Source organism: Chitinophaga polysaccharea, from assembly GCF_902150045.1.
GTDB lineage: Bacteria > Bacteroidota > Bacteroidia > Chitinophagales > Chitinophagaceae > Chitinophaga > Chitinophaga polysaccharea_A.
This window is the reverse complement of record NZ_CABFVU010000001.1, coordinates 1,793,381-1,818,245: the sequence shown is the minus strand read 5'-3', so window position 1 is coordinate 1,818,245 and position 24,865 is coordinate 1,793,381. Positions and strand designations below refer to the sequence as shown.

Sequence of the window (24,865 nt, the reverse complement as noted above, 5' to 3'; positions counted from 1 at the left end):
AATTAAAACGGGGTTATCCCGTTCATCTGGTCGGAGCATAAAGAGAGCTGTTACTATGCCGTTTATACAACAAATAACTTTTTTTAATATTTAGCTGTATTATTGCAAGAATATCCATTTTTTGCATCGTATATTCGTTGGAATTATTCATTTTTGCATTCTAATTTTTGACCGTATCAACAATGGGATTTTTTAATTTTTTAACGCAGGAAATCGCGATTGATCTTGGTACAGCGAACACGCTGATAATTCATAATGACCAGGTGGTAGTGGACGAGCCTTCCATTGTAGCGATAGAACGGGCTAGTGGCAAAATTGTGGCAGTAGGAAAAAAGGCCATGATGATGCACGAAAAAACACACGAATATCTTCGTACTATACGTCCCCTGAAAGATGGCGTGATAGCGGACTTTAATGCCGCTGAAGGAATGATCAGGGAACTCATAAAAATGATCTACCCCAAGAAACCTTTATTTGCACCCAGCTGGCGCATGGTGATCTGCATTCCTTCCAGTATTACGGAAGTGGAAAAGAGAGCAGTGCGTGACTCCGCTGAGCAGGCAGGGGCTAAAGAGGTATACCTGATCCATGAGCCTATGGCAGCCGCACTCGGTATCGGTATCGATGTGGAAGAGCCGGTAGGTAACATGATCATTGACATAGGCGGTGGTACTACCGGTATCTCCGTAATTGCACTGGCAGGTATTGTGTGCGACCAGAGTATCCGTATTGCCGGTGATGAATTTACTGCCGATATCATGGAAGCCCTGCGCCGTTATCATAGCCTCCTGATCGGTGAAAGAACTGCAGAACAGATCAAGATCCATATCGGATCTGCCCTGAAAGAACTGGACAACCCACCGGATGATATTCCTGTTAACGGAAGGGATCTGGTAACCGGTATTCCCAAACAGATCATGGTATCTTACCAGGAAATTGCGGAAGCCCTTGATAAATCTATCTTTAAGATCGAAGAAGCCATCCTGAAAGCGCTGGAAACAACGCCTCCTGAGCTGGCATCAGATATTTACCGCAGAGGTTTATACCTGACCGGCGGCGGAGCCCTGCTGCGTGGCCTGGATAAACGTCTTACCCAAAAAATTAAACTGCCGGTACATGTAGCGGACGATCCTTTACGTGCGGTGGTAAGAGGTACGGGTATTGCCCTGAAGCATGTAGGCAAGTATCCGTTCCTGATGCAATAAAACCATTTGTGATCCGGGTATGTTGTTATTCATCCTGTGGGAAGGAAAACAATGTATCCGGATAACCAAATCCTAAAATAGTGCGCGCTTGTGCGAAATCTAATCATTTTCTTTAGGCGATATTTTAACTTCTTCTTATTTCTGCTGCTGGAAGTGATTTGTATGGTACTGGTGTTCCAGCATAACAACTTTCAGCGCGCCGCCTATCTCAGTTCCGCTAATGACATCAGCGGGAAATTATATGATAAGTATAATAATGTCCAATATTACTTTCACCTGAAGTCGACCAACGACAGCCTGGTGAATGAGAACATGCGCCTGCACAATATGCTCCGTACCAGTTACGACAGCATGATTACCACCAACGGGATCAAAACAGATACCGTTCGCCAATACAGCGATGATACCGCACACCGTGTTATTGGCACACAGATCCGGCGGTATGAGTACTTCTCCGCTAAAGTGATCAACAACTCCATCAATAAGCCTGTTAACTATATTACTATTCACCGCGGCAGCCTGCAGGGGATCCGCCCCAACATGGGCGTTATCAGCAGCAGCGGCGTGGTGGGCGTAGTGAGAAGCGTGAGCGATAACTACGCAGTAGTGCTGTCTATGCTCTCCAAATCCAATTCCGTATCCATCAGCGCCCGCCTGGGACAGGGAAAGGAAATGGGCTCCGTACACTGGGATGGCGAAGATGCCGGTTATGCCCTGTTGAAAGATGTGCCGAAAAGCGCCAAGATACATAAGGGAGATACTGTAGTGACCAGCGGTTTCTCGGCCCTGTTCCCTGAAAACATCCCGATCGGCTATGTAGAAAGCATTGCCGTAGGAGATAAGGCCAGCACTTCGTTTACTATCCGGTTAAAATTGGCTACCAATTTCTTTAACCTGCAATATGTGTACGTGATAGAGAACCTGCTGAGAGAAGAACAACAACGATTGGAAGATTCAACGTATAAGTTGATTAAATGAGTATACTGTTAAGAAATATAATCCGCTTTGTGCTCCTGCTGCTGATTCAGGTGTTTGTGCTCAATGAAATATTGCTGCACCAGCTGGTGAGCCCCTATCTTTATATGCTGTTTGTACTGGCGCTGCCGTTTAACCTGCCACGCCCGGTGCTGATGCTCCTGGGTTTGCTGATGGGTCTTTCGCTGGATATGTTTATGAATACACCGGGCATGCATGCAGCCGCCTGCGTGTTCATTGCTTATCTGCGCCCGTTTATTATCAATATCCTATCGCCACAGGGAGGTTTTGAAACTACCCAGAAAACGCCTTCGATGACCAGTATGGGCGTGTCCCAGTTTCTCATCTATGCTGCTATCCTGGTATTCCTGCACCATACGCTTTTCTTCATACTGGAAGTATTTGGTATGGGCAACCCGTTATACCTGGTGATGAAGATCGTCTTTTCAACACTGGCCAGTCTTTTCCTGATTGTGCTGTATGAACTGCTGTTCTTTTCGAAAAAATAGCGAAAAGCTATTGTCACGGAAACCAGAACAAAGGGGAAAAGAAATAAACGATAAACAACAAAATATGGGCGCTTTTAGCTTTCTGCTTTCAGCTTTCCGCTATTTTTGTAACTTAAAATAATTCCGTCCTTAATAGCATGTCAGTATTCAATCAGCCCAGGAAAAGAGTAATACAGCTGATCATACTTGGGATGGTGGTACTGATCATCACCAGGTTATTCTTTCTCCAGGTAGTGGAAAAGAAATACGCCAAGCTGGCGGATGCCAACGCCGTGCTTCGTAAGGTCATTTACCCAAGCCGTGGTATCATCTACGACCGGCAGAACCGCAGCATCCTTGGCAACGATGTATTGTATGACCTGGTGGTTACGCCTGCCAGCGTAAAAAGCATTGATACCGGTTATCTCTGTAATATTTTAAAAATAGATAAGGAAGAATTCAGAAAACGGATCGTTACCGCCATTATTAAAAACGGGCGTGTAAGACAATCGGTTTTTGCTCCTCTCCTGGCCCCGGAAATATTCGGGCAGCTACAGGAAAGCATGTACCTTTTCCAGCCCGGCTTTGAACTGGTACCCCGGCAAATACGCTCCTACCCTTATTCAGCAGCAGCTAATATCCTGGGATATATCGCGGAAATTTCCCCCGCCATGTTAAAGGACACTGCTAATTACGGGTTGTATAACTCCGGCGACTACCTTGGATTCACGGGACTTGAAAAAACCTATGAAACGGTGCTCATGGGACAGCGTGGGATACAATACCTGATCAAAGATAATCTCAACAGGCCACAGGGATCCTATGAGAACGGGGAATTTGACAGTGCGGCGGTAGCCGGCAGGAACCTGCGCCTCTCCCTGGATATTGAACTGCAGGTGCTTGGTGAAAAATTAATGAAAGGAAAATCGGGCAGTATTGTAGCCATCGATCCGCAAACAGGTGGTATCCTGGCTATGGTAAGCGGCCCTAGCTTCGACCCCAACCTGCTTACCGGTCCTTACCGGAGCGCCAACTTCAGTAAACTGTATACAGATACTACCAAACCACTGTTTAACCGCGCTATCCAGGCTACTTATCCGCCGGGATCTACGTTTAAACCGATGATTGCACTGGTGGGGCTGGATGAAGGGGTGATCACCCCCAGTTTTGGTTACCCCTGCGGTGGCGCCTATTACGGCTGTTCGCGGCCTATCAAGTGCGAGCACCATGATGCAGGGCACGCAGCCAACCTGCGGCTGGCTTTATCGCATTCCTGTAACTCCTATTTTTCGCACGTATACCGCCTGAGTGTGGATGCAGGTAAATTCGGAGGTATCAAGGTAGGCGGTATGCAGAAATGGGCCGATTATATGAACAGCTTCGGCTTTGGTCATAAGGTGGGAATAGACATTCCCAGTGAAGGCCGGGGACTGGTACCGGATAAGAAATATTATGATGCCAGGTACAAAGGCAGCTGGAACTCCTGTACTTCTGTGTTCTTAGGGATCGGACAGGGAGAACTGCTGTTAACACCGCTGCAAATGGCTAATGCCATGTGTATTGTGGCTAACCGGGGCTCTTACTATATCCCGCATTTTGTGGCAAGCATCGACAACGACAATACCCATCTCCTGGACAAATACAAACAAAAGCACGAGGTGGCGCATATCTCTGATACCGCCTACAGTGCGGTTATTCATGGTATGACGGATGTGGTGGAAAGCGGTACCGGCCGTATTGCTCAAATTGAAGGGATTACTATCGGTGGTAAAACAGGTACCGCAGAAAACTATGGTATAGTGAATGGAGTAAGAACAAAGTTGAAGAACCATGCGGTGTTTGTGGCCTTTGCCCCTGCGGAAAAAGCTCGTATAGCCATCGCCGTGATCGTGGAGAACTCCGGTTTCGGTGCAAAATATGCAGCGCCTATTGCCAGTTTGATGATGGAGAAATACCTGAAAGACAGTATCTCCACCAAACGTCAGCCGCTGTTGAAATCAGTGATGGAAACAGTAACAATAGATCAGGCCATGCTGGCAAAATCGCACCTTGACTCATTGAATCAGAACGCAATTATTAAAAAGAATAAGCCTTAACCAATCATCGAATAAACCGATTAATCAATAATGAACCGCTCGCAAGCCAAACTGACACAAGGGATTGACTGGCCAATAGTTGGCCTGTACCTGGCATTGGTGATCATAGGCATCATGTCCATTTTTGCTGCGGAATACCGGGGGGATGATAGCGTGTGGCAGGATATACTGCACCCGAATAAAAACTATTCAAGGCAGCTCATCTGGTTTGGTGTGTCTATTGTGCTGGCGGCTATTATATGGCTAACGGACAGTAAGTTCTTTACCGCCACAGCCAACCTCATGTATGCGGGCGGGCTGTTGTTGCTGCTGCTGGTGCTGGGGATAGGTAAAGACGTAAAAGGATCGCATTCCTGGCTGGTGATCGGTGGATTCCAGTTCCAGCCTGCGGAACTGACCAAACTCTGCACCAACCTGGCGCTTGCCAAGTACCTGTCGTCGCAGGAAACGGATTTCACGAAACTACGATCGAGGCTGATAGCTGCTGCACTGGCCCTGATACCGGCGGGTATTATCATTTTGCAGGACGAAACAGGATTGGCGCTGGTATATTTTTCCTTCTTCCTGGTAATGTTTCGTGAAGGATTGCCCGGCGTGCTGCTGGTAATTGCCTTTTCGGGAATTGTGCTGGTATTGTCGGCCCTGCTGGTAGACCGAACGGTGCTCTTTATTATTTTCACGGTCATCACCGCGCTGGTCATATATTTTATGCGGCGCGAAATAAAACGAAAGCGATCGAAGCTGGCGCTGATACTGGGTATTTATGCCTTCTGCGGGCTTTTTGTAATGTTCGTGGTTCCTTTTGTATTTACCAAAGTGCTGAAGGATTACCAGGTACGCCGTATTGAGGTGATGCTGGGCAAGGAGAACGATCCTAAAGCCACCTATAATACCAGGCAGAGTATGATTGCCATCGGCTCCGGTGGTTTCTGGGGAAAAGGATACCTGAAGGGTACCCAAACCCGTTACGATTTCGTACCTGAGCAAAGCACCGACTTCATTTTTTGCACAATAGGGGAAGATTTCGGCTTTTTCGGCAGCGTTATTTTCCTGGGGATATATGTAGCCCTGCTTTTCCGGATCATTTTTGTGGCGGAGCGACAGCGATCGACCTTTACCCGCGTATATGCATACGGGGTAGCCAGTATTATCTTTTTCCACCTGGCCATTAATATTGCCATGACCATAGGATTGGCGCCGGTAATCGGTATCCCGTTGCCATTGGTGAGTTATGGAGGATCTTCTTTGATGACGTTTACCATGCTGATATTTATATTGCTCCGGTTGGATGCCGACCGCCAGATGGTGTTAAGATAGTATCTTTGCAAAATGGCACGTATCATTCCATTATCAGAAGGGTCATTTACCGTTGACGGGACCAAGAAGTTTTTTCCTTTTAAGCTGGGGACAGATAGCATGCAGGACCGCCCGCATGGTTCGTTGCTGGTGGAAATACAGCCGTTCCTGGTAATTACCGACCATGATTATATTTTATTTGACACCGGGTTGGGGTTCCGTAACCCTGATGGTGTATTGCAGATCCATCAACACCTGATAGACAATGGCATTAATCCAATAGAGATTACCAAAGTATTGATGAGCCATTTGCATAAAGACCATTCCGGCGGTGTTTCTTCCAAGGATCCGATCACAGGGGAACGTACACTCAATTTTCCCGGCGCTACCTATTATGTGAACAACGAAGAAATGCTCTACGCTGTGGAACATTCCGGCAAATCCTATTTTTCCGAAGATATTATGCTGTTACAACAGCGCGATAACGTTGTATTCACTACCGGTAATGGTACTATAGACGGGTATATTCATTATGAAGTAACCGGTGGCCACTGCCCTTATCACCAGGTATTCCTGGTGGATGAGGGGGAGGATAAAATATTTTTCGGGGGAGATGTGGCGCCGCAGATATCCCAAATGAAAAGCCGGTTTGCAGCCAAATATGATTATGACGGCAAACGCAGTATGGAGCTTCGGCAGGAATTTCTGGAGCGTGGTAAACAGGAAGGCTGGACTTTCCTCTTTTATCATGATACCAAAGAGCCTTTTGTGAAGTTTGTCTGACTCAGGGTTACGCTGATTACTTTGATTTGATCACTTTGGATTTTAAAGGATTCGGGGGAGATAATAAGATGTATACGCCGTTTGACAGCTTGTTGCTTGCAGGACAGCATACCATCAAAACGTGGGAACAACAGGGCCGGAGTTGGGCATCGTACAGTGTTTACCGTCAACAGGCGGCCCATGAGCTTTATATTCCGCAAACGGTGCTCAACCTGGTGATAGAGGGTGAGAAAAGAATGTACGATGGCAGGCGGGTACATTACCTGCAGGCCGGTGATGTGATGGTAATTCCGGCCGGCAGCCTGCTCTGCTCTGAGATATTGCCTCCCCGGCAACAATACGGGAGCATTAACCTGGTGATCCCCGATGAGATGATCCTGGCATCGCTCAAAAAGAAGGACAATAAAAACAATACTCCCGGACGGGCATTAACTACGCTCCCGGCTGGTGGCCATTGGCGTCATTTCACCTGGTCACTTTTGCGCCGGTTTAAAAATGGAAGCCTTTCCTCGCCTGGTTATCATGAGATTATTTCAGAAGCACTTCATCTTATTTCCGGTAATGAAGCAATCAGCGCAATGCTTGCCAAATCCGCTATGTACCCCCTTCCCGACGTGATGGAGAAGCTAAGCACCGGTATCGCAGAAGTACGTTTAATGGAAGAGATGGCGGCAATGGGGCATATGAGCACCGCTACACTGAAACGCCGGTTCCGGGATATTTATCACAGTTCTCCCATGCATTGGGTGCTGGAAAAGCGGCTGCAGATGGCTGGTTTCCTGCTGCGCACTACTGAGCAGCCGATCCCGGAAATAGCCTATAGCACCGGGTTTGAAGATGTGACCCACTTTTACCGGCAGTTCCGCCGCTGTTTTAAAGTAACACCGTTGCAATGGCGTAAAATGGAAACTGATCTTTTCAGCAAATAGTAGTATCCGCCGGCGGCTTATATTGTGAGAAAAAAAAGCAATGGAAAGTCTTACCCACATTGGTGAAGCCTGGGTGCAGGCCTGGAACTCGCATAACCTCGATGAAATAATGTCGCATTACGATGATGATATTATTTTTTATTCTCCCTTAATTAAAAAGATCAATAACGATCCTACGGGCCGTATCCGGGGAAAGGAGCAGCTGCGCGCTTATTTTAACAGGGGGCTGGAAGCCTATCCTGATCTGCATTTTGAGCTGTATCATATCCTGGAGGGAGTGAACTCTATAGTGCTTTATTACAAAAGCATCAACGATAAATTAAGTGCGGAGCTGATGGTGATTAATGAGAAGGGGTTGGTGATTGAAGTAAGGGCGCATTATAAATAAGTAATGGAATTGAATTGCGGGAGCGGGCTCCCGTAATTCTTTCTATGGTCTTCTTCTCGGGCCTTGTCCCATGCGGTTCATGCGTTGGGTATTGAGATGGTTGACCATAATAGTCCGGAACTCTCTTTCGCTTTTAAACACCATACCTGCTTTCCTGCCGGGGAGCACCCGCTGAAATTCTGTACTGTAGCGAGATTTAATATCCAGCAACCGTTTTTCGTACTTCAGTTCCTTATCCATATTTTTCCGGGCGGCGTCATCGGCGTTATCGGAAGCGGTTTTTTCCAGGTCTCTTTTCTGGTGGCGTTCTGCTATCAATTGTTCTACTTCATGGGTGTAGTTATTGTAAACCGGCCAGAATTTCTGGGCTTCCTCGGGAGTGAGGTTTAGTTTCTGGGACAGGTACTGGATTTGAATGGCTTTTATTTTTTCAGCTGCACTTTCGGACGCGGTTTGCTGTGCATTGCTCACCCCGGGTTGGGTGAGGAGCACAAACATTGTAATCCATATAAAATAAAAACGTTTCATCATTGTTTTTCAGGTAACACTTCCTTTGATAAATCGGTCCGTTGCAGGTATTTTTCTATAGCTTCCAGTGGAACTGCTTCATTCAGCTGGCTTTGCACCGGGGTTGTTTCCACGGAAGTTGCAAAGAAAGCATCATTATCAAAGGGATCGGTGTGGGTTTGCAGGTAATTAACAATATCCTGGTCATCCAGGGCTTCCAGCTGTTTTTCTATATTGTTATGATGGTTGTTATTATTGATGACGAACAGAAGGGCGCTGCCACCGATAAACGCGGTAAGGCATGCGGCCACGGTCCATTTCAGCCATGTAGCGGTGCGATTCCTGTGTACTGTTCGTAGTGAGTTTGCTGTACCGGGATACTCTGCCCGAAGGGATTCAAAATAGCCGGCAGGAACTGTAAAAGGTGTCGCTTTGGGTATTGCTGCCAGGAAGGGGGAAAGGGTTTCCAGTTCTTCATTTACAGCAATAAAGTCCGGCTGCTTTTCCTCCGTTTGGATCCGTTGCAGGATGGCTTTTGGCAGTTCTTCAAAATAACTGGCCGGAACGGTGACCGGGTGGCCGGGAACAGCAGGCATTGTATTGCGCAGGTCTTCCAGTTGAATTTGCTGCATGATAACGGCGGGAAGATGTTCAAAATAGTCTGCAGGTACCGTAAACGGTATATCTGCAGGCCAGTTGACGCCCGGAGCTATCTGCATTAATTCGTCTGATATGTAAGTCTGACTGTTCATATTTACTGTTTTTTAGACAGGAAACGGTATTAATAGTTTAATGTGATTTTAATGTTTTGGTAAAATTCTTTAAAGATTACTTAAAATAAATATTTGTAGAATTTATGTTCAGCCGTTGCGGATGAACTCCTCGATTTTCTTAACAGCATGATGATAAGAGGCTTTCAGCGCGCCTTCTGAGGTATCCAGCACTTTGCTCATTTCTTCGTAAGGCATTTCGTCGTAATAGCGCAAATTAAATACGAGCCGTTGTTTATCAGGTAAACTGAGGATGGCCCGTTGCAGTTTCCATTCCAGTTTGTTGGGATCAAACTGTGGGTCTGCCCTGAGTTTATTGCTTAAGCCGGTTTCCACTTCAGACAGGGAAACGGATGTTTTACGCTTCTGTTGTTCCAGGAAAGTGAGACTTTCATTGGTGGCTATTTTATAGAGCCAGGTATACAATTGAGCATCTTCCCTGAAGTTTTCCAGGTTTTTCCACACTTTAATAAAAACGTTTTGCAGCACATCATTGGCATCGTCATGATCCATTACCATCCTGCGGATATGCCAGTAAAGCCTTTCCTGGTACTTCTGGATAATAAGGGTAAACCCTTTTTCCTTTGTATCAGGTGCGCGGTATAATGCCAAGAGTGATTTATCGTCCTGTGAAACGGCCATAGGTTAAATGGTTCTAACAGGTTTTAGTTCATTGAATATAAATAAAAACCCGTTCATGAGACGCGGAGAATGGCAAAAGGTTTAACCACCTCCGGCGCGGATTTTGTCTGACGCCAGGATTTTGATGATTAGTTTGATTTTATTCTTTGGATTTTATAAAAGATTAAGGGAGATACAAGCGGATCGCTTTTATCTCCCTTAATTATAATTATCGCTAAAAAATAGAATCAAACTAATCATCAAAATCAGCGTAGTCAGTGTTCCAAGACAATCGCCGGAGGCGATCGGCTTAGGCTTGTTTCTTACGCTGCATGGCTTTTTCCGCTGCTGCAACGATATGGTCTGCATCGAGGCCGTATTTTTTCAGCAGGTCCAGGGGTTTACCGCTTTCGCCAAAGGTATCGTTGGTACCAACATACTCAATGGGAACGGGTATATGGCGGGCGGCCACCTGTGCGATGCTATCGCCCAGGCCACCGAGTACGTTATGTTCTTCAGCTGTAACGGCGCAACCTGTTTTCTTCAGGGAAGCGATCACGGCAGCCTCGTCCAGTGGTTTAATAGTGTGGATGTTGATGATTTCCACGCTGTAGCCTTTTTCTTCCAGCACTTTACCGGCTTCGATGGCAATCCAGACCAGGTGGCCGCAGGCGAATAAGGTAATATCGGTTCCTTCGTGGAGGAGCTGGGCTTTACCCACTTCAAATTTCTGGTCTTCAGGAGTAAAGTTGGGCCATTTCGGGCGACCGAAGCGGAGATATACAGGCCCTTCGTAGTCGGCTATAGCAATGGTAGCTGCTTTGGTCTGATTGAAATCGCAGGGTACGATAACGGTCATTCCGGGAAGCATTTTCATCATGCCTATATCTTCCAGGATCTGGTGGGTAGCGCCATCTTCACCCAGGGTAAGACCTGCGTGGGAAGCGCATATTTTTACGTTCTTATTGGAATATGCAACAGACTGACGGATCTGGTCGTACACTCTTCCTGTAGAGAAGTTAGCGAAGGTGGTGGTGTATGGTATTTTACCGCCGATAGTTAATCCTGCAGCGATGCCGATCATATTGGCTTCTGCGATCCCTACCTGTACAAAGCGGTCAGGAAATTCTTTAATAAATGCGTTGAGTTTCATGGAGCCCAACAGATCTGCTGTCAGGGCAACTACATTCGGGTTTTTACGGCCAACTTCCAGTATGCCTTCGCCAAACCCACCGCGGGTTTCTTTTTCATTTAGTGGTTGAATATCTTTTACCATTGTGGTCTTTTTAAAATTGAAGCGTAAATGTAAACATTAAAAAACGAGGATCCTAGTTGCTCAGTACTTTATTACGCAGGCTCACTTCCCATTGCCAGGCGGTGCGCATACTGTCTTCAATACCGATTTTGGGTTCCCAGTTCAGCTTTTCCTTTGCTTTACTGTTATTGGCGTAGATGGCAATCACATCTCCTTCTCTGCGGGGGCCGGTGGTGTAGTTTAATTTAATGCCTGAAATTTTTTCGAATGCCTTAATGGCTTCCAGTACGGTAACACCGTTGCCGGTGCCCAGGTTAAACACTTCGCAGTTGCTGGTATTCCGGTGTTCCAGGAGATACTGGAGTGCTTTGGTGTGAGCCGCAGCAATATCCATTACATGGATATAGTCGCGTACACAGGAACCGTCGCGGGTATCATAATCAGTACCAAATACGGTCATTTTAGGGATTTTCCCGATGGCGGTTTGGGTGATTACAGGAACCAGGTTGTCTGGTTTTCCCAGGGGCAGTTCACCAATAAGGGCAGACTCATGTGCGCCTACAGGGTTAAAGTAACGAAGCAGGATAGAATTGGTTTCATTTACCCGGCTATAGTCTTCAATGATCTGTTCGCCTATCTGCTTGGTGCGTGCGTAGGGCGACTGTGCCTCTCCGAGCGGGGTTTCTTCCACTACCGGCAATGCTTTGGTATTACCGTAAACCGAGCAGGAGGAAGAGAATACAAGGTTGGGGATATTGTATTCTTTCACGCATTTCAACACATTGATCAGTGAGGTGAGATTATTCTGAAAGTACATCAGGGGCTCGTTTACGGATTCTCCCACTGCTTTCAGGGCTGCAAAATGGATAACGCCAACGATATCCCGGTTTTCATGAAATACCGCGTTGGTGTCTTCCAGGTTACAAAGGTCTACTTTGTAATTGCGTACCTTTTTTCCGGTAATTTTCTCTATACCATCTAATAATTGGGTGGTGCTTCTGATATTACTATCTACAGATACCACGTCAAAACCATTATTGATCAGATCTACAATAGTATGCGCGCCTATATAGCCACAACCACCCGTAACAAGAACCTTCATGATATTTCAGATTTACGTTTATTTGATATTTCAGAAAACTTTTTGATTGAGCACTGTTTCAAGGTATGCTCCGTAGCCGCTTTTCAGCAAAGGTTTGGCTAGCTCCTTTAATTGACCGGTGGTAATAAACCCTTTGCGGTAGGCAATTTCTTCGATGCAGGCTACTTTTATTCCCTGTCTTTGTTCTATTACCTGTACAAACTGCGAGGCCTGCATCAGTGAGTCGAAGGTGCCTGTATCCAGCCAGGCTGTTCCGCGTGGTAATATAGAAACTTTTAATTTTCCGCGCCGTAAATATTCTTTATTTACGTCGGTGATTTCGTATTCACCGCGGGGGCTGGGTTGCAGGTTTTTAGCGATTTCCACTACTTCATTATCGTAGAAATAGAGCCCGGGTACGGCGAAATTGGATTTGGGCTGTGTGGGTTTTTCTTCGATAGATACCACCTTCATGTCTGCGTCGAATTCCACCACGCCATACCTCTCAGGATCGGATACCTGGTAAGCATATACGATTCCGCCTTCTGGGTTGGTGTTATGTGCCAGTTGTGTGCCGAGGCCGGCGCCATAAAAGATATTATCCCCCAATACCAGCGCTACACTGTCTTTGCCGATAAACTCTTCCCCTATCACAAAAGCCTGGGCCAGGCCATTTGGGGTTGGTTGTTCAGCATAGCTGAGGTTCAGCCCCAGCTGTTGCCCGTCTCCGAAAAGCCGCTGAAACGACGGCAGGTCATGGGGGGTAGAGATGATCAGGATATCCTTAATGCCCGCCAGCATTAAAGTAGACAGTGGGTAATAGATCATTGGTTTGTCATATACCGGCATTATCTGTTTGCTGATAGCGTACGTGATGGGGTGCAGCCGGGTGCCGGAGCCGCCGGCCAGGATAATTCCTTTCATTTACAAGATCAATTTTTGATGGTCACTAACTTGTCTCTTCTGTTTAGAAGAAAAACCGCACAAAAATAGCGGCTCTCTTTCAATTGGCGTCTTTTTTTTATAAAAAAAGCTCTCCGGCGGTTGCGGGAGAGCTTTTAAGTATGTTACAGGTCCACTTTTTAAATGAACAGGTTTACGATAAAATAGGTGACTGCAGCCAGTAGCCCGCTGATGGGAATGGTTAAAACCCAGGCCCACAGAAGGGATACGGTAACACCCCAACGAACGGCAGATAACCTTTTGGTAGCGCCCACACCCATAATAGCACCCGTGATAACGTGGGTGGTACTGGCCGGAATGCCCAGATGCTCCGTAAGGAAGAGGGTAACGGCACCGGAGGTTTCGGCAGCCACGCCTTCCAGCGGGGTTACCTTGGTGATACGTGTGCCCATGGTTTTTACGATCTTCCAGCCGCCGCTCATGGTTCCCAGCGCAATACAGGTAAAGCATGCCAGGGGCACCCAGTCGGGCATTGCCTTGAGGGTGGGGATATACCCGGCAGATACCATTGCAGCAGAGATAATACCCATTACTTTCTGGGCATCGTTACTGCCGTGGCCAAGGCTTAGTGCCGCGGAAGAGGCCAGCTGCAGGCGTTTGAACCAGCTTTCTGCCCGGTAGGGATTTGCCTTCCGGCAAACATTGACAATGATGAGTGTTATAACAAAGGCCACCACCATACCTATGAGAGGGGCCAGTACAATAAAGTACACGGTAGGCAATACCTTGTGGAAATTGATTACATCAATATTGCCACCGGAAGCAGTAACCGCTGCGCCAATAAAACCACCTATCAAAGTATGGGAGGAACTGGAGGGAATACCCAGCCACCAGGTAAAAAGGTTCCAGGTGATGGCTGCTACCAGGCCGCAAAGGATCACCTTCAGCGTAATAAACTGCTCAAATACGGAGTTGGCTACGGAATTTGCTACTTTAAATTCACCGATGTAATATTTGGCCACAAAAAAGGCCACAAAGTTGAATACTGCGGCCCAGAGCACTGCCTGAAAGGGAGTCAGTACCTTGGTCGACACAATAGTGGCTATAGAATTGGCGGCATCATGGAAACCATTGATATAATCAAAAATGAATGCCAGTATGATAATAATTACTAGTAAGGTCATGACATCAGGAGAATTAGGCGTTCAGAACTGTAATCCCCTTTATCAGGAGTACTTGATAATAATGGTTTCTATTACGTTGGCGCAGTCTTCGCACTTGTCGGTAGCGATTTCCAGCGCCTGGTAGATTTCACGCATTTTAATCAGTTCTGCCGCATTCTGCTCTGTATCAAACAGGTCGGCGATGGCCATGTCGTAGATATCATCAGCATGGTTTTCCAGGCTGTTAATTTTTACGCAGGCATCTGTAATGATGCGCATATTCTGCATATTGCGCAGTTCAGGGATAGCTTTTGCAAGTTCCAGCACCCCAAGGTGGATCAGTTCTGCCAGTTTGCGGATGCTTTCGTTGATGTAATGTACTTTATAGAGGTCCATTCTTTTGGCGGAGCCGTGGATATAATCTGCTACGTCATCCAGTGTAGCCGCCAGGTAGTGAATGTCTTCACGGTCAAACGGGGTGATAAAATTCTGTCCGAGCTCTACAAATATGCGGTGTGTGTAATCGTCGTTTTTGTGTTCCAGGCGTTCTATCAGGTGTACTTTATCCTTTCTCACAGCCAGATCCGTGGTTGCCACCAGCTCATTGAGCACGGTTGCCATCTCTACCAGATTGGAAGCTACGTCTTCAAACAAAGAATAAAATACCCGGTCTTTCGGCATGAATAGTTTAACAAAAGAATTGAAGCCTCCCATACAGTTTGTGTTTAAAATTTGCCGCAAAAATAGCTTTCAGAATCTATCCCAGCCAGTAAAAAACGTGAATTAATAATTCCTTAACACTGGATTAATATAAAAGTAATATAGCGATTTTTCCTTTGTATTGAAAATTATACTCATAAACAGGCTGCCTACAACCTGTACATACATACCTATAATGTCGGATAAACGCCCATTAGATATCGCTGTAATTTCAGATGTTCATCTGGGGATTTACGGCTGCCACGCCAAAGAACTGGTTCAGTACCTGGATAGCATTGACCCGCGGATACTGGTATTGAACGGGGATATTATTGATATCTGGCAATTCAGTAAGCGTTATTTCCCAAAGGCGCATACCAAAGTGATCCGGAAGATCCTGAAAATGATCGGGAAGGGTACGGAAGTATATTACCTGACCGGCAACCATGATGAGGCGCTCCGGAAATATGCGGGTTTTGAGCTGGGAAATTTTACGATCGATAATAAGCTGGTGCTGGAAGTAGATGGCAAACGGCATTGGTTCTTTCACGGTGATGTATATGATGTGACCATGAAAAACTCCAAATGGCTTGCCAAGCTGGGGGGCAAAGGATATGATCTGTTGATTATCCTCAACCGGCTGGTGAACCATATCCTGGAAAGTATGGGCAGGGAAAAGATGTCTTTTTCCAAAAAAGTAAAACAGGGAGTAAAGTCGGCTGTAAAATTCATCTCTGATTTTGAACAAACCGTTGCCGAAATAGCTGCGGATAAAGAGTTCGATGTAGTATGCTGCGGGCATATTCACCAGCCCCTGATCAAGGAAATGCAGGCAGGAGGCAGAACGATCACTTACCTGAATTCCGGAGATTGGGTAGAAAGTCTTACCTCCCTTGAATATAATAATCAGCAATGGGCCCTGTACCAGCATCCTGTTACCCGGAAAGGCGCTGTGCTGGCGGAAGACGACGATGATGGGCTCGACTGGGATGCTACCCGTATTATTACTTTCCCCGGCTCCTGATATTTTCTTCCTATTATTGCATTTAAATATTTTAAATATATTTATATTTAAATATTATTTTCACAAAATCATAACAAGTGCTTAATATTAAATTAAAAGTAGACTACTAAGTTTGCCAGAGAAATAATTAAGTGTGACGATAGTGGCACATTTAAATAAGCAAGAAAAACAGCTAGATGAAAGTATTGAAGTTACATCCTTTAATGACTATCTCCCTATTGCAGATGCAGATCCAGCGTTTGCTCTTTTGTAACGTGGCCGTGTATGTGCGCAACTCGCTTGCCAATACCTTTGATACATTAAAAGATGCCGGTTTTGAAGAGGACGTCCTGGTAGAGTTTCCGATCGATGAAACCCTGAGTCTGCGGGAGTTTGAAGAAGAAGTGGAAGAACGTTTTAATTTTTCACTGGAGTTGTGCAATAAGGACAACAAACCCTTCATGAACAAAAGCCAGCATTTATTTCAGATCGCCTGTCCGGCATCAGACTGGAAAACTGAGCGTGATTACCAACTGGATATTTCTCTCGATATGCTTAAAAATAATAATCGTCAGTCGCCCCAACAGAATATGTGGTAATCCTTCTCTCAGTTAACCCTGGCTATCTCTTCTTTCTATATTATACTACTGTCAGCGATCTCCTGAAAAGCTTTTTATCAATTAACATTCTGGTAATGCCCCGTTAACACTGCGGTAATGTAGTGCCAATAGTTTTGCCATCAATATTAAAACGGGCTTAAAACCGTATTAAAATCTGATTAAAAAGTTATTGTGAAAAAACTATCTTCTGTACTTATCTGGGCACTATTGCTGTGCTGCTCCTTTGCCAATGCCTCCTTTGCAGCTGATCCGGCTAAAATCACCGGTAAAGTAACCGACAAAAAAACAGGTGAAGCTATTATCGGGTTAACCGTGGTGGTAGCGGGTACAGGTAAAGGCGCGGTAACAGATGTGGATGGAAGGTACCAGATACTGGTAGATCCTGGTACCTATACCCTCGAGTTCAAATTTATGGGGTATCAGACAAAATCAGTATCTGAAGTAGTAGTGAGCACCGGCAAACCCACCTATCTTGATATTGTGATGGAAGAACGCAGTTCTAAAAGCCTGAAAGAAGTGGTGATCACCGGAACTGCGAAACAGGAAACCATCAATTCACTGCTTACCCTGCAAAAAAATACCAATACAGTAGCGCAGGTGGTATCTGCAGAAGCTATCCGCAAATCACCGGACAGAAATACCGGGGAAGTATTAAAAAGAGTATCTGGCGCGTCTTTACAGGAAGGTAAATACCTGGTTGTACGCGGACTTGCCGACAGGTATAACCAGGCGACTGTAAACGGCGCCCTGTTGTCAAGCACAGAACCCGACAGGAAAACATTTTCATTTGACCTGTTCCCTTCTAATATTGTTGAAAATATTGTAATTAATAAAGCAGCAGTACCTGAATTGCCCGCAGAATTTGCAGGTGGCCTGGTACAGGTAAATACAAAAGATATTCCTTCCGAAAACTTCCTGACAGTATTGGCCGGTACAGGCTTCAATACCATGTCGGCCGGGAAGGATTTTTACACTTATAAAGGTGGCAACAGGGATTGGCTCGGCATAGACGATGGCACCAGGAAAATGCCATCTGTTTTTCCATCTTCCAAAACAGGTTATGATCAGCTGCCAACCGCAGATAAAATTGCCGTATCCAAATCATTCCCTGATATCTGGTCGGTGAATACGAAAAACACGCCGCTTAATTCCAGCTTCCAGATTGCCGGAGGTATCAATAAAGGAAAAGAGGGCAATCGTTTTGGCGCGGTATTGTCGCTGAGCTATAACCGCAACAACCGGAATTTTGAAACCTATCGTACCGACTTTGATAACGATGGCTCAAGGATCTATAATTATAATGATAAAAAATCCACGCAGAACGTATTGTGGGGCGGGCTGGCCAACTTATCTTACCAGTTCGGCAAGAATAAGATCAGTTTTAAAAACCTGTATAGTGTGAATTCTACCGTGGCAACCACGGTGAGAAATGGTAACGATATTCCTTCCGAAACAGATGTACGCGCTTATGAGCTGGGCTTCAACAGCAACCGCATTTACACTTCACAGTTATCCGGTGAGCATTTCTGGGAAAAGGCGAAAGTGAAAATCAAATGGAACGGCAGTTACACCAATATGAAACAGGACATACCGGATCTGCGCCGCTTAGGTTATAACAGCAGTGCCGGCAAGGACGATTTCTATGCCAATATATCCTCCGGTGGCTCCGCTACCCTTACCGGTTCCGGCCGTTTCTATTCCAAACTGAATGATAATATTTACGGTGGTATTCTGGATCTGAGCAGGTTTGTAAAGATCGGAGGCCGGCAACAACAGATAAAAGCAGGTTACCTGGTTCAGAGCAAGGAACGCAGCTTCACCCCACGGGCGTTGGGTTATACTCTTTTTGACGCCAGCGATCCTTATGCACATGACCTGGTGCGTTTGACCCCTGATAAAATATTTGCGCCTGAGAATTTTACCGACCGCTTATTGCGGATGGATGAAATTACCAATACACCGGATGCTTATGGCGCCAAAGGTTTGCTCAATGCAGGGTACCTGCAATTCGACAACAGTATTTATGACAACTGGCGCCTGGTATGGGGGGTAAGAGTGGAAAATTTTGACCAGTCAATAAAGTATAATCAGAATGGACCGCAGAATAACAAAACTACAGTAACAGACATCCTGCCCTCTTTGAACCTTACTTACCTGCTGAATGCCAAAACCAATATCCGCTTCAGTGCATCCCAGACCGTTATCCGGCCAGAGTTTCGTGAACAGGCACCGTTTGCCTTCTACAACTTTGACCTGATGGCCACTGAATCAGGTAACTCCAACCTGAAAAGAAGCAAAGTGACCAACGTGGATTTGCGCTATGAGCTGTATCCCCGCTCCGGTGAGGTATTAACCATTGCAGGTTTTTATAAGCACTTTGATTCTCCTATTGAAAGATTCTATAACAGTGGCGCGGGTTCTGTAGGATTAACCTATCTGAACGCTCCAAAGGCCAACAGTGCCGGGGCGGAACTGGAGTTCAGGAAGAATCTTGATTTCCTCAATCCAAATAATGCTGCATTCTGGCACTCATTTACCGTGTTTTCCAATGTTGCCTATATCTATAATAAAGTTTCCTTTGAAAAGGATAAGGTGCTGAAAGACCGGCCTATGCAGGGCCAATCGCCCTACGTAGTGAATGTTGGATTACAGTTTGAAAAAGAAAGCACCGGTACTGTAGCAAACGTATTGTTTAACCGCATTGGCAGAAGAATTTTCATTGTAGGTAACGACACCGAACCCGATGTATATGAAGCGCCAAGATCCTTACTGGACTTCATGGTGTCTCAAAAAGTTTTCCGTAAAGGAGAAATTAAGCTGACTGTTAGCGATATCCTGAACCAGTCGGCCAACTTCTACCAGGACAACAACGACAATGGCAAGTATGATAAAACATCAGACTTTCTGAGAATAAGTACCAAAGGTGGCACTAACGTGAATCTTTCTTTCTCTTACAAATTCTGATAAAGAGAGGATTAATAATAAGGAATAATAGATTTTAAAAACTGCATTTAATTTCAATCCATCTGACATGAAAAAAATTCTGTTTCCTGTAATGTTCTTAGCTGTGATCATGGCTTCATCCTGTGGTAAAGACGATGATCCTACAACTCCGCCGCCAACGCAGAATGTAGACATGACGAAAGCTACAATTGAAAGAACCAGCAATAACAGTGAGTTTAAGGAAGCGCCTGAAACACTGCCAAAACAGATCACAACCAACACTGTTTTGAAAACCGGTAAAACTTACCTGCTGACTGATTTCACTTTTGTATTGAATGGTGCAACTATTAAAATAGAGCCAGGTGTTACCATTAAAGGATCTAAGTCGCCAAATAAAGGTGCGCTGATCATTACCAGGAATGGTAAGATTGATGCACAGGGTACAGCTGCTGCTCCGATCGTGTTTACGTCAAACCAGGCTACGCCTAACAGCGGCGACTGGGGTGGTCTTATCCTGCTGGGTAACGCACCAAACAATGGCGCTAAAGATGGTGTTGCCGGTTTACAGGCCGTTGAAGGTGGTGTAAATGAAACTGCTACCGGTTACGGTTTACATGGCGGAACCAAGGCCGATGATAATTCAGGTATATTGAAATATGTAAGGATAGAATATCCTGGTATTGCTTTCGCGGTAAACGATGAGATCAATGGTGTCACTTTTGGCAGCGTTGGTTCCGGTACAACCGTTGACTATGTTCAGGTAAGCTATTCAGGTGATGATTCTTTTGAATGGTTTGGTGGTACAGTGAACTGCAAACACCTGATCTCTTATCGTGCTACCGACGATGATTTCGATACAGATAACGGTTTCTCCGGAAAGATCCAGTTTGGCCTGGTACTGCGTGACGCAGCGATCGCTGATTTTGGTCCAAGCGGTGCTTCCAACGGATTCGAGTCTGATAACGATGCAGATGGTACTACCAAAACTCCGCAGACTTCCGCTATCTTCAGCAATATGACCATCGTTGGTCCTTATGCTAATGCTACTGCAGCTACTACTGCAGCTCCTTACAAAAGAGGTGCGCATATCAGAAGGAACAGTAAAATATCGATATTCAACTCTGTATTTGTAGGATGGCCTGTTGGCTTGTTCCTGGATGGTGCACTGACAGAAGCCAGCGCAACTTCCAATGCACTTGAGTATAAAAATAACACGATTGCAGGTTGCCCGCTGGTAGTAGCTCCTGGCACCGCAACGTTTAATTCACAGACCTGGTTCAGTACTGCAGCATTTGCCAATCAAACACTGGCTGCTATTGCCGATGTAAAACTGACCAATACAGGTTACACTACTTTTGATCCAACTCCTGCAACTGGTTCTCCCTTGCTGGCCGGTGCGGATTTCAGTAGCGCAAAATTAGGTGGTGGTGCCTTTACAACTACTACCTATGTTGGTGCAGCAGCTGCAGGTGATACCTGGTTTAAAGGCTGGACCAAATTTGTGAACAAGTAGTATTTATTTAAATTTCATAAACTGTAATCTTAGGCCGCCCGGGTTTTTACCCAGGGCGGCTATTTTATTATCTTCCAAGTTTAGCCATATATTTTTCCGGCGCTTTTTCAAACACATTTTTACAGGTAGCGGAGCAGAAATGGAGGGTATCTGTTTTATACACAGCCCATTCTTTATAACTGGTGTCGTAGGGCATTTCACAAACGGGGTCCGGGAGCTTATTGTTTACTGTCGTCACAGGCGCTTCGGTGGCCGCAGGAGCGGTAGTATTTTCTGCGGGTTGCTGCTTTTGTGCGCAGGCAAACAGGACCAGGGTGCTACAGGCAAAGAATATGTATTTCATATGTAAGTTTTTAACGAAGGTATAGATAAAAAAGAATTACGGATTTGTTGGAAGATGGGCAGGTTATTCATCTTTCAGCAAATCCGTAATTCAGTATAAGTTACTGTTAAAATTATTACCAGATCACTACACGCTCAGTTTCCGGCAATACCATTTTACTGCCCGGAGCGCAGCCCCATGCAGCCTGGAATTCAGCCAGGTGAGGCAGCGGTCCGTTAATGCGGAATCTTGCAGGTGAGTGCGGGTCTGTCTGGATCTGGTTGCGCAAAGCGGCATCTGTGATGTTGCCATGCCATACCTGTGCCCAGCCCAGGAAGAAACGTTGCTGCCAGGTAAAGCCATCAATAGGTTTGGGCTCACCTTTACCTTCAAATGATTTTACCAGGGCATGATAGGCCAGTGTTAAACCACCGAGGTCGGCTACGTTTTCACCAATGGTTAATGCACCATTGATTTTGAAACCAGGTAATGCTTCAAGGCCGTTGAAGTAGTCGATATAGCGTTTAGTGAGCTTGTCGAAATTTTTGCGGTCGGCTTCTGTCCACCAGTTCTTCAGGTTACCCTCTGCATCGAACTGGGAACCCTGGTCGTCGAAACCATGTGTAAATTCGTGACCGATAACTGCAATGATGCCGCCATAGTTAATGGCATCATCTGCGTTAGGGTTGTAAAAAGGCGGTTGCAGGATACCGGCAGGGAATACTACTTCGTTATTTAACGGGTTATAGTAGGCGTTCACGGTTTGTGGTGTCATGCCCCATTCGCTTTTATCTACCGGTTTACCTATCTTATCTACATTTTCTTTGTGCACGTATAAGCTGGCAGCTATTACGTTTTCCACCAGTTTTCCTTTTTCTATGTTAATGGAAGAATAGTCTTTCCATTTATCGGGGTAGCCGATTTTGTAGGTAAAGGAAGCGAGTTTTTTGTGTGCCATTTGTTTGGTAGAATCGCCCATCCAGGTGAGCTTATCGATTCTTTCTCCATAAACTTTGCGCACATTTTCGATCATTTCAGATACTTTCTGTTTGCTGCTTTCCGGGAAGTATTTCTTGGCAAAGAGTTTGCCCAGCGGCATGCCCATTTTCCCGTCGGTAGAACGGATAGCACGTTCCGGCCGGGTTTTCTGGGATTTTTTACCTGTCATTACCGTACCGAAGAAGTGAAAGTCTTCATTATCGAAGCTGGCAGGCAGGTAGCTGGCAAACTGGCTGAGCAGTTGCCATTTGGTGTATGTTTTCAGTGTTTCAAGCGGAGTAGCTTTCAGCAGCCCGTTGGCTTTGGTGAGATAAGCTTTGTTCTGGAGTACGAGGGTATCGGTTTTGATATCCTGTTTAGCGGCGAAGTTGTCCCAATCGAAATCAGGAGCCAGTGTTTTCAGTTCGGAAAAAGCAGCCCTGTTATAGGTTTTAACAGGGTCGCGAAGCTCTACATTACTGAGCTGGATGGCGGCGAGCCTGGTTTCAAAGCCGAGGATGGTTTCACCTGCATTGGTTTCAGGGAAACCAGCCAGTTTAAACATTTTGTCGACATGACCAACAAATTCGCTGCGTACATTTTTAGTAGCGGAATCCTGTCTTTCATAATAGCTTTTTTCACCAAGACTCAGGCCGCCCTGTCCCTGGTAAAGCACATTCATTTTGCTGTTTTTGGCATCTGCATCAGCGCCGAAACCGGTAAAGGTAGATACTCCGATCTTCTGGAGCTCACCGGTTACGCTGGCCCAGTCGGCCAGTGTTTTGATGCCTGCAATCTTATCCAGATAGGGTTGCAGCGGGGTGATACCACGTTGCTCAATGGTAGCGGTATCCAGGAATGAGGTGTAGTAGTCGGCGATCTGTTGTTCTTCTGTGCCTTTTTTCAGGTCTGTTTTGCTGGTAATTTCGGCAATGATCCCTTTGAGGCGTACTTCCTTGTTTTCTTTATCGAGTACGTTAAATGCGCCCCAGCGGCTTTCTGTAGAAGGAATAGGGTTGTTCTTTTTCCAGCTTCCGTTTACATAATTGTCAAAATCATCACAGGCTTTGTAGGAAGAGTCGATATCAGCCAGGTTGAAAGCGGGCACCTTCGTGGTGTCGGCCGTTTCCGCCTGCTGCGAGGAACTGTTGGAATTGCAGGCTGCAAATGTAACCATGGCAGCCAGCAACGGTAGTTTTACCGCATTGGATTTGTTCATATTTAAAACAGGTTTAGTAGCCTAAGTTATGGAAAACGGGTCAGGTTGCATGAAAGGAATTTTATGAACGGCAATCCCGGCCATGATGGCAGTTGCTGATCAAATCCCGGAATCTCTGAATAATTAGGTAGGTTTGTGTTACGTAAATTAACATATAAATGGATTTCAGGTTTAAATTGTACAGGGTTACTACGGCAGCAGCATTAATGATATCCGGCATTTTCACGTTCATGCTCTTATCCAGCATACTTTTCCTGGGAACGAACTTTGGAAGTATTATTTCCCTATTATCGATGGGCGCCTGTTTTATCCATAGCGTTTTATCGTTATATCTTCAGCGGAGCCTGCTGTTGCCGGAAATACCGCTGAAAGAAAGTACGCCGGGTGGCATGAGATTTATGGGTACAATAGGCCTGGTATTTTCTATCCTGATCATTTTATCGGGGCTTACTATTTTACTGGTTTCCCCTGAGCAGATGAAAGCAGAGATCGGGAATTTACCAGCGGATCAACAAGAAACAATTAAACAAACCATGGTAGGGCCTATCGGCGTTTTCCTGCTGGTGATGGGAAGTTTATTTGTGCTGAATATTGTGCTGTCGTTCCGCTATCTCCGCCAGTGGCTTCAGTTGCATGGCGGCAGACAAAGGGACGATGAAGAATAAAAACAGCGATTATGGAAAAGAGGGACATATCCAACAGGGACGATATTGTATTACTGGTGAACAGCTTTTATGATAAAGTAAAGGAAGATGGCCTGATTGGCTTTATTTTTAATGATATAGCGAAGGTTGATTGGACACGTCACCTTCCCACTATGTATAATTTCTGGGAAGGACTGCTGCTGGATGGAGGTAATTACAAGGGCAATGTAATGGACCCTCATTTTAAACTGAACAGGCTGATCCCGTTGGAGCCAGCCTATTTCGACCGCTGGCTGCAGCTGTTCGAAGCTACTGTGACGGAAAATTTTACAGGTGAAAAAGCTTCACTGGCGGTAACCCGGGCCAGGTCCATCAAGGGCATCATGCTGTTTAAAATGGACCAGGTAAATCGCCCGGGTACCGATAATCAAATTCCGCTCGTTAACCCGGGCAATAAACAATAA

24 protein-coding genes are annotated in these 24,865 nt (G+C 45.7%); 14 read left to right on the top strand and 10 right to left on the bottom strand.

Annotated elements, in window-relative coordinates:
- Positions 1 to 182 precede the first annotated feature (182 nt).
- The 8 genes from FN124_RS07290 to FN124_RS07255 all read left to right on the top strand — a co-directional run bounded on the left by FN124_RS07290 (position 183) and on the right by FN124_RS07255 (position 8,160).
- Positions 183 to 1,205, top strand: coding sequence for a rod shape-determining protein (locus FN124_RS07290; protein WP_106527013.1), 1,023 nt, complete (start codon positions 183 to 185; stop codon positions 1,203 to 1,205).
- A gap of 90 nt (positions 1,206 to 1,295) precedes the next feature.
- Positions 1,296 to 2,183 (top strand): rod shape-determining protein MreC, encoded by an 888-nt coding sequence (mreC, locus tag FN124_RS07285; protein ID WP_142684074.1) that lies wholly within the window; start codon positions 1,296 to 1,298, stop codon positions 2,181 to 2,183.
- On the top strand, positions 2,180 to 2,689 hold the full coding sequence (locus tag FN124_RS07280; RefSeq protein ID WP_142684073.1) for a rod shape-determining protein MreD: 510 nt from the start codon (positions 2,180 to 2,182) through the stop codon (positions 2,687 to 2,689). Before mreC ends, FN124_RS07280 begins: the two co-directional genes overlap by 4 nt.
- A gap of 137 nt (positions 2,690 to 2,826) precedes the next feature.
- Positions 2,827 to 4,764, top strand: coding sequence for a penicillin-binding protein 2 (gene mrdA, locus FN124_RS07275; protein WP_142684072.1), 1,938 nt, complete (start codon positions 2,827 to 2,829; stop codon positions 4,762 to 4,764).
- Between the two features lie 30 nt (positions 4,765 to 4,794).
- Positions 4,795 to 6,081 carry a rod shape-determining protein RodA gene (gene rodA, locus FN124_RS07270; protein WP_142684071.1) on the top strand — a complete coding sequence of 429 codons (1,287 nt, stop codon included), beginning with the start codon at positions 4,795 to 4,797 and terminating at the stop codon, positions 6,079 to 6,081.
- A gap of 12 nt (positions 6,082 to 6,093) precedes the next feature.
- On the top strand, positions 6,094 to 6,843 hold the full coding sequence (locus tag FN124_RS07265; protein WP_260607356.1) for an MBL fold metallo-hydrolase: 750 nt from the start codon (positions 6,094 to 6,096) through the stop codon (positions 6,841 to 6,843).
- Positions 6,844 to 6,878: 35 nt separating this feature from the next.
- A complete protein-coding gene (locus FN124_RS07260; RefSeq protein WP_185937121.1) occupies positions 6,879 to 7,772 on the top strand; it encodes a helix-turn-helix domain-containing protein in 894 nt (297 codons plus the stop codon).
- A gap of 40 nt (positions 7,773 to 7,812) precedes the next feature.
- Positions 7,813 to 8,160, top strand: coding sequence for a nuclear transport factor 2 family protein (locus FN124_RS07255; protein WP_142684069.1), 348 nt, complete (start codon positions 7,813 to 7,815; stop codon positions 8,158 to 8,160).
- A gap of 42 nt (positions 8,161 to 8,202) precedes the next feature.
- Here FN124_RS07255 and FN124_RS07250 read toward each other — a convergent pair whose 3' ends face one another.
- The 8 genes from FN124_RS07250 to FN124_RS07215 form a co-directional block, all read right to left on the bottom strand.
- Positions 8,203 to 8,691 (bottom strand): hypothetical protein, encoded by a 489-nt coding sequence (locus FN124_RS07250; RefSeq protein ID WP_142684068.1) that lies wholly within the window; start codon positions 8,689 to 8,691, stop codon positions 8,203 to 8,205.
- The gene (locus FN124_RS07245; protein WP_142684067.1) at positions 8,688 to 9,419 is read right to left on the bottom strand and encodes a hypothetical protein; all 732 of its coding nucleotides are present in this window, start codon (positions 9,417 to 9,419) and stop codon (positions 8,688 to 8,690) included. Before FN124_RS07245 ends, FN124_RS07250 begins: the two co-directional genes overlap by 4 nt.
- Before the next feature lie 108 nt (positions 9,420 to 9,527).
- Positions 9,528 to 10,079, bottom strand: a complete 552-nt coding sequence (locus tag FN124_RS07240) for an RNA polymerase sigma factor (protein ID WP_142684066.1) — start codon at positions 10,077 to 10,079, stop codon at positions 9,528 to 9,530.
- Positions 10,080 to 10,368: 289 nt separating this feature from the next.
- On the bottom strand, positions 10,369 to 11,334 hold the full coding sequence (locus FN124_RS07235; RefSeq protein ID WP_142684065.1) for a transketolase family protein: 966 nt from the start codon (positions 11,332 to 11,334) through the stop codon (positions 10,369 to 10,371).
- A gap of 52 nt (positions 11,335 to 11,386) precedes the next feature.
- Positions 11,387 to 12,415: a UDP-glucose 4-epimerase GalE gene (gene galE, locus FN124_RS07230; protein WP_142684064.1), complete on the bottom strand. Its 1,029-nt coding sequence runs from the start codon at positions 12,413 to 12,415 to the stop codon at positions 11,387 to 11,389.
- Positions 12,416 to 12,445: 30 nt separating this feature from the next.
- Positions 12,446 to 13,318 carry a glucose-1-phosphate thymidylyltransferase RfbA gene (rfbA, locus tag FN124_RS07225; RefSeq protein ID WP_142684063.1) on the bottom strand — a complete coding sequence of 291 codons (873 nt, stop codon included), beginning with the start codon at positions 13,316 to 13,318 and terminating at the stop codon, positions 12,446 to 12,448.
- A gap of 158 nt (positions 13,319 to 13,476) precedes the next feature.
- Entirely contained in the window at positions 13,477 to 14,481 is a 1,005-nt protein-coding gene (locus tag FN124_RS07220) for an inorganic phosphate transporter (RefSeq protein WP_142684062.1), read from the bottom strand.
- Between the two features lie 42 nt (positions 14,482 to 14,523).
- On the bottom strand, positions 14,524 to 15,174 hold the full coding sequence (locus tag FN124_RS07215) for a DUF47 domain-containing protein (protein ID WP_142684061.1): 651 nt from the start codon (positions 15,172 to 15,174) through the stop codon (positions 14,524 to 14,526).
- Positions 15,175 to 15,355: 181 nt separating this feature from the next.
- Here FN124_RS07215 and FN124_RS07210 point away from each other — a divergent pair, with 181 nt between their 5' ends.
- The 4 genes from FN124_RS07210 to FN124_RS07195 all read left to right on the top strand — a co-directional run bounded on the left by FN124_RS07210 (position 15,356) and on the right by FN124_RS07195 (position 21,238).
- Positions 15,356 to 16,183 (top strand): UDP-2,3-diacylglucosamine diphosphatase, encoded by an 828-nt coding sequence (locus FN124_RS07210; protein WP_142684060.1) that lies wholly within the window; start codon positions 15,356 to 15,358, stop codon positions 16,181 to 16,183.
- Between the two features lie 176 nt (positions 16,184 to 16,359).
- Positions 16,360 to 16,761, top strand: a complete 402-nt coding sequence (locus FN124_RS07205; protein ID WP_142684059.1) for a hypothetical protein — start codon at positions 16,360 to 16,362, stop codon at positions 16,759 to 16,761.
- 192 nt (positions 16,762 to 16,953) lie between these two features.
- Positions 16,954 to 19,746 (top strand): TonB-dependent receptor, encoded by a 2,793-nt coding sequence (locus tag FN124_RS07200; RefSeq protein WP_142684058.1) that lies wholly within the window; start codon positions 16,954 to 16,956, stop codon positions 19,744 to 19,746.
- 67 nt (positions 19,747 to 19,813) lie between these two features.
- Positions 19,814 to 21,238, top strand: a complete 1,425-nt coding sequence (locus tag FN124_RS07195) for a beta-helix domain-containing protein (protein WP_142684057.1) — start codon at positions 19,814 to 19,816, stop codon at positions 21,236 to 21,238.
- Positions 21,239 to 21,305: 67 nt separating this feature from the next.
- On the opposite strand, the gene FN124_RS07190 is transcribed toward FN124_RS07195, so the two are convergent.
- Together FN124_RS07190 and FN124_RS07185 are read right to left on the bottom strand one after the other, a co-directional pair.
- Positions 21,306 to 21,581, bottom strand: coding sequence for a YHS domain-containing protein (locus FN124_RS07190; RefSeq protein ID WP_142684056.1), 276 nt, complete (start codon positions 21,579 to 21,581; stop codon positions 21,306 to 21,308).
- Between the two features lie 115 nt (positions 21,582 to 21,696).
- Positions 21,697 to 23,757, bottom strand: coding sequence for a M13 family metallopeptidase (locus FN124_RS07185; protein ID WP_142684055.1), 2,061 nt, complete (start codon positions 23,755 to 23,757; stop codon positions 21,697 to 21,699).
- Positions 23,758 to 23,915: 158 nt separating this feature from the next.
- On the opposite strand from FN124_RS07185, the gene FN124_RS07180 reads away from it, so the two are divergent.
- Together FN124_RS07180 and FN124_RS07175 are read left to right on the top strand one after the other, a co-directional pair.
- Positions 23,916 to 24,422, top strand: a complete 507-nt coding sequence (locus FN124_RS07180) for a hypothetical protein (RefSeq protein ID WP_142684054.1) — start codon at positions 23,916 to 23,918, stop codon at positions 24,420 to 24,422.
- An 11-nt stretch (positions 24,423 to 24,433) separates the two neighbouring features.
- Complete coding sequence (locus FN124_RS07175; protein WP_142684053.1) at positions 24,434 to 24,865, top strand: group III truncated hemoglobin; 432 nt, start codon at positions 24,434 to 24,436, stop codon at positions 24,863 to 24,865.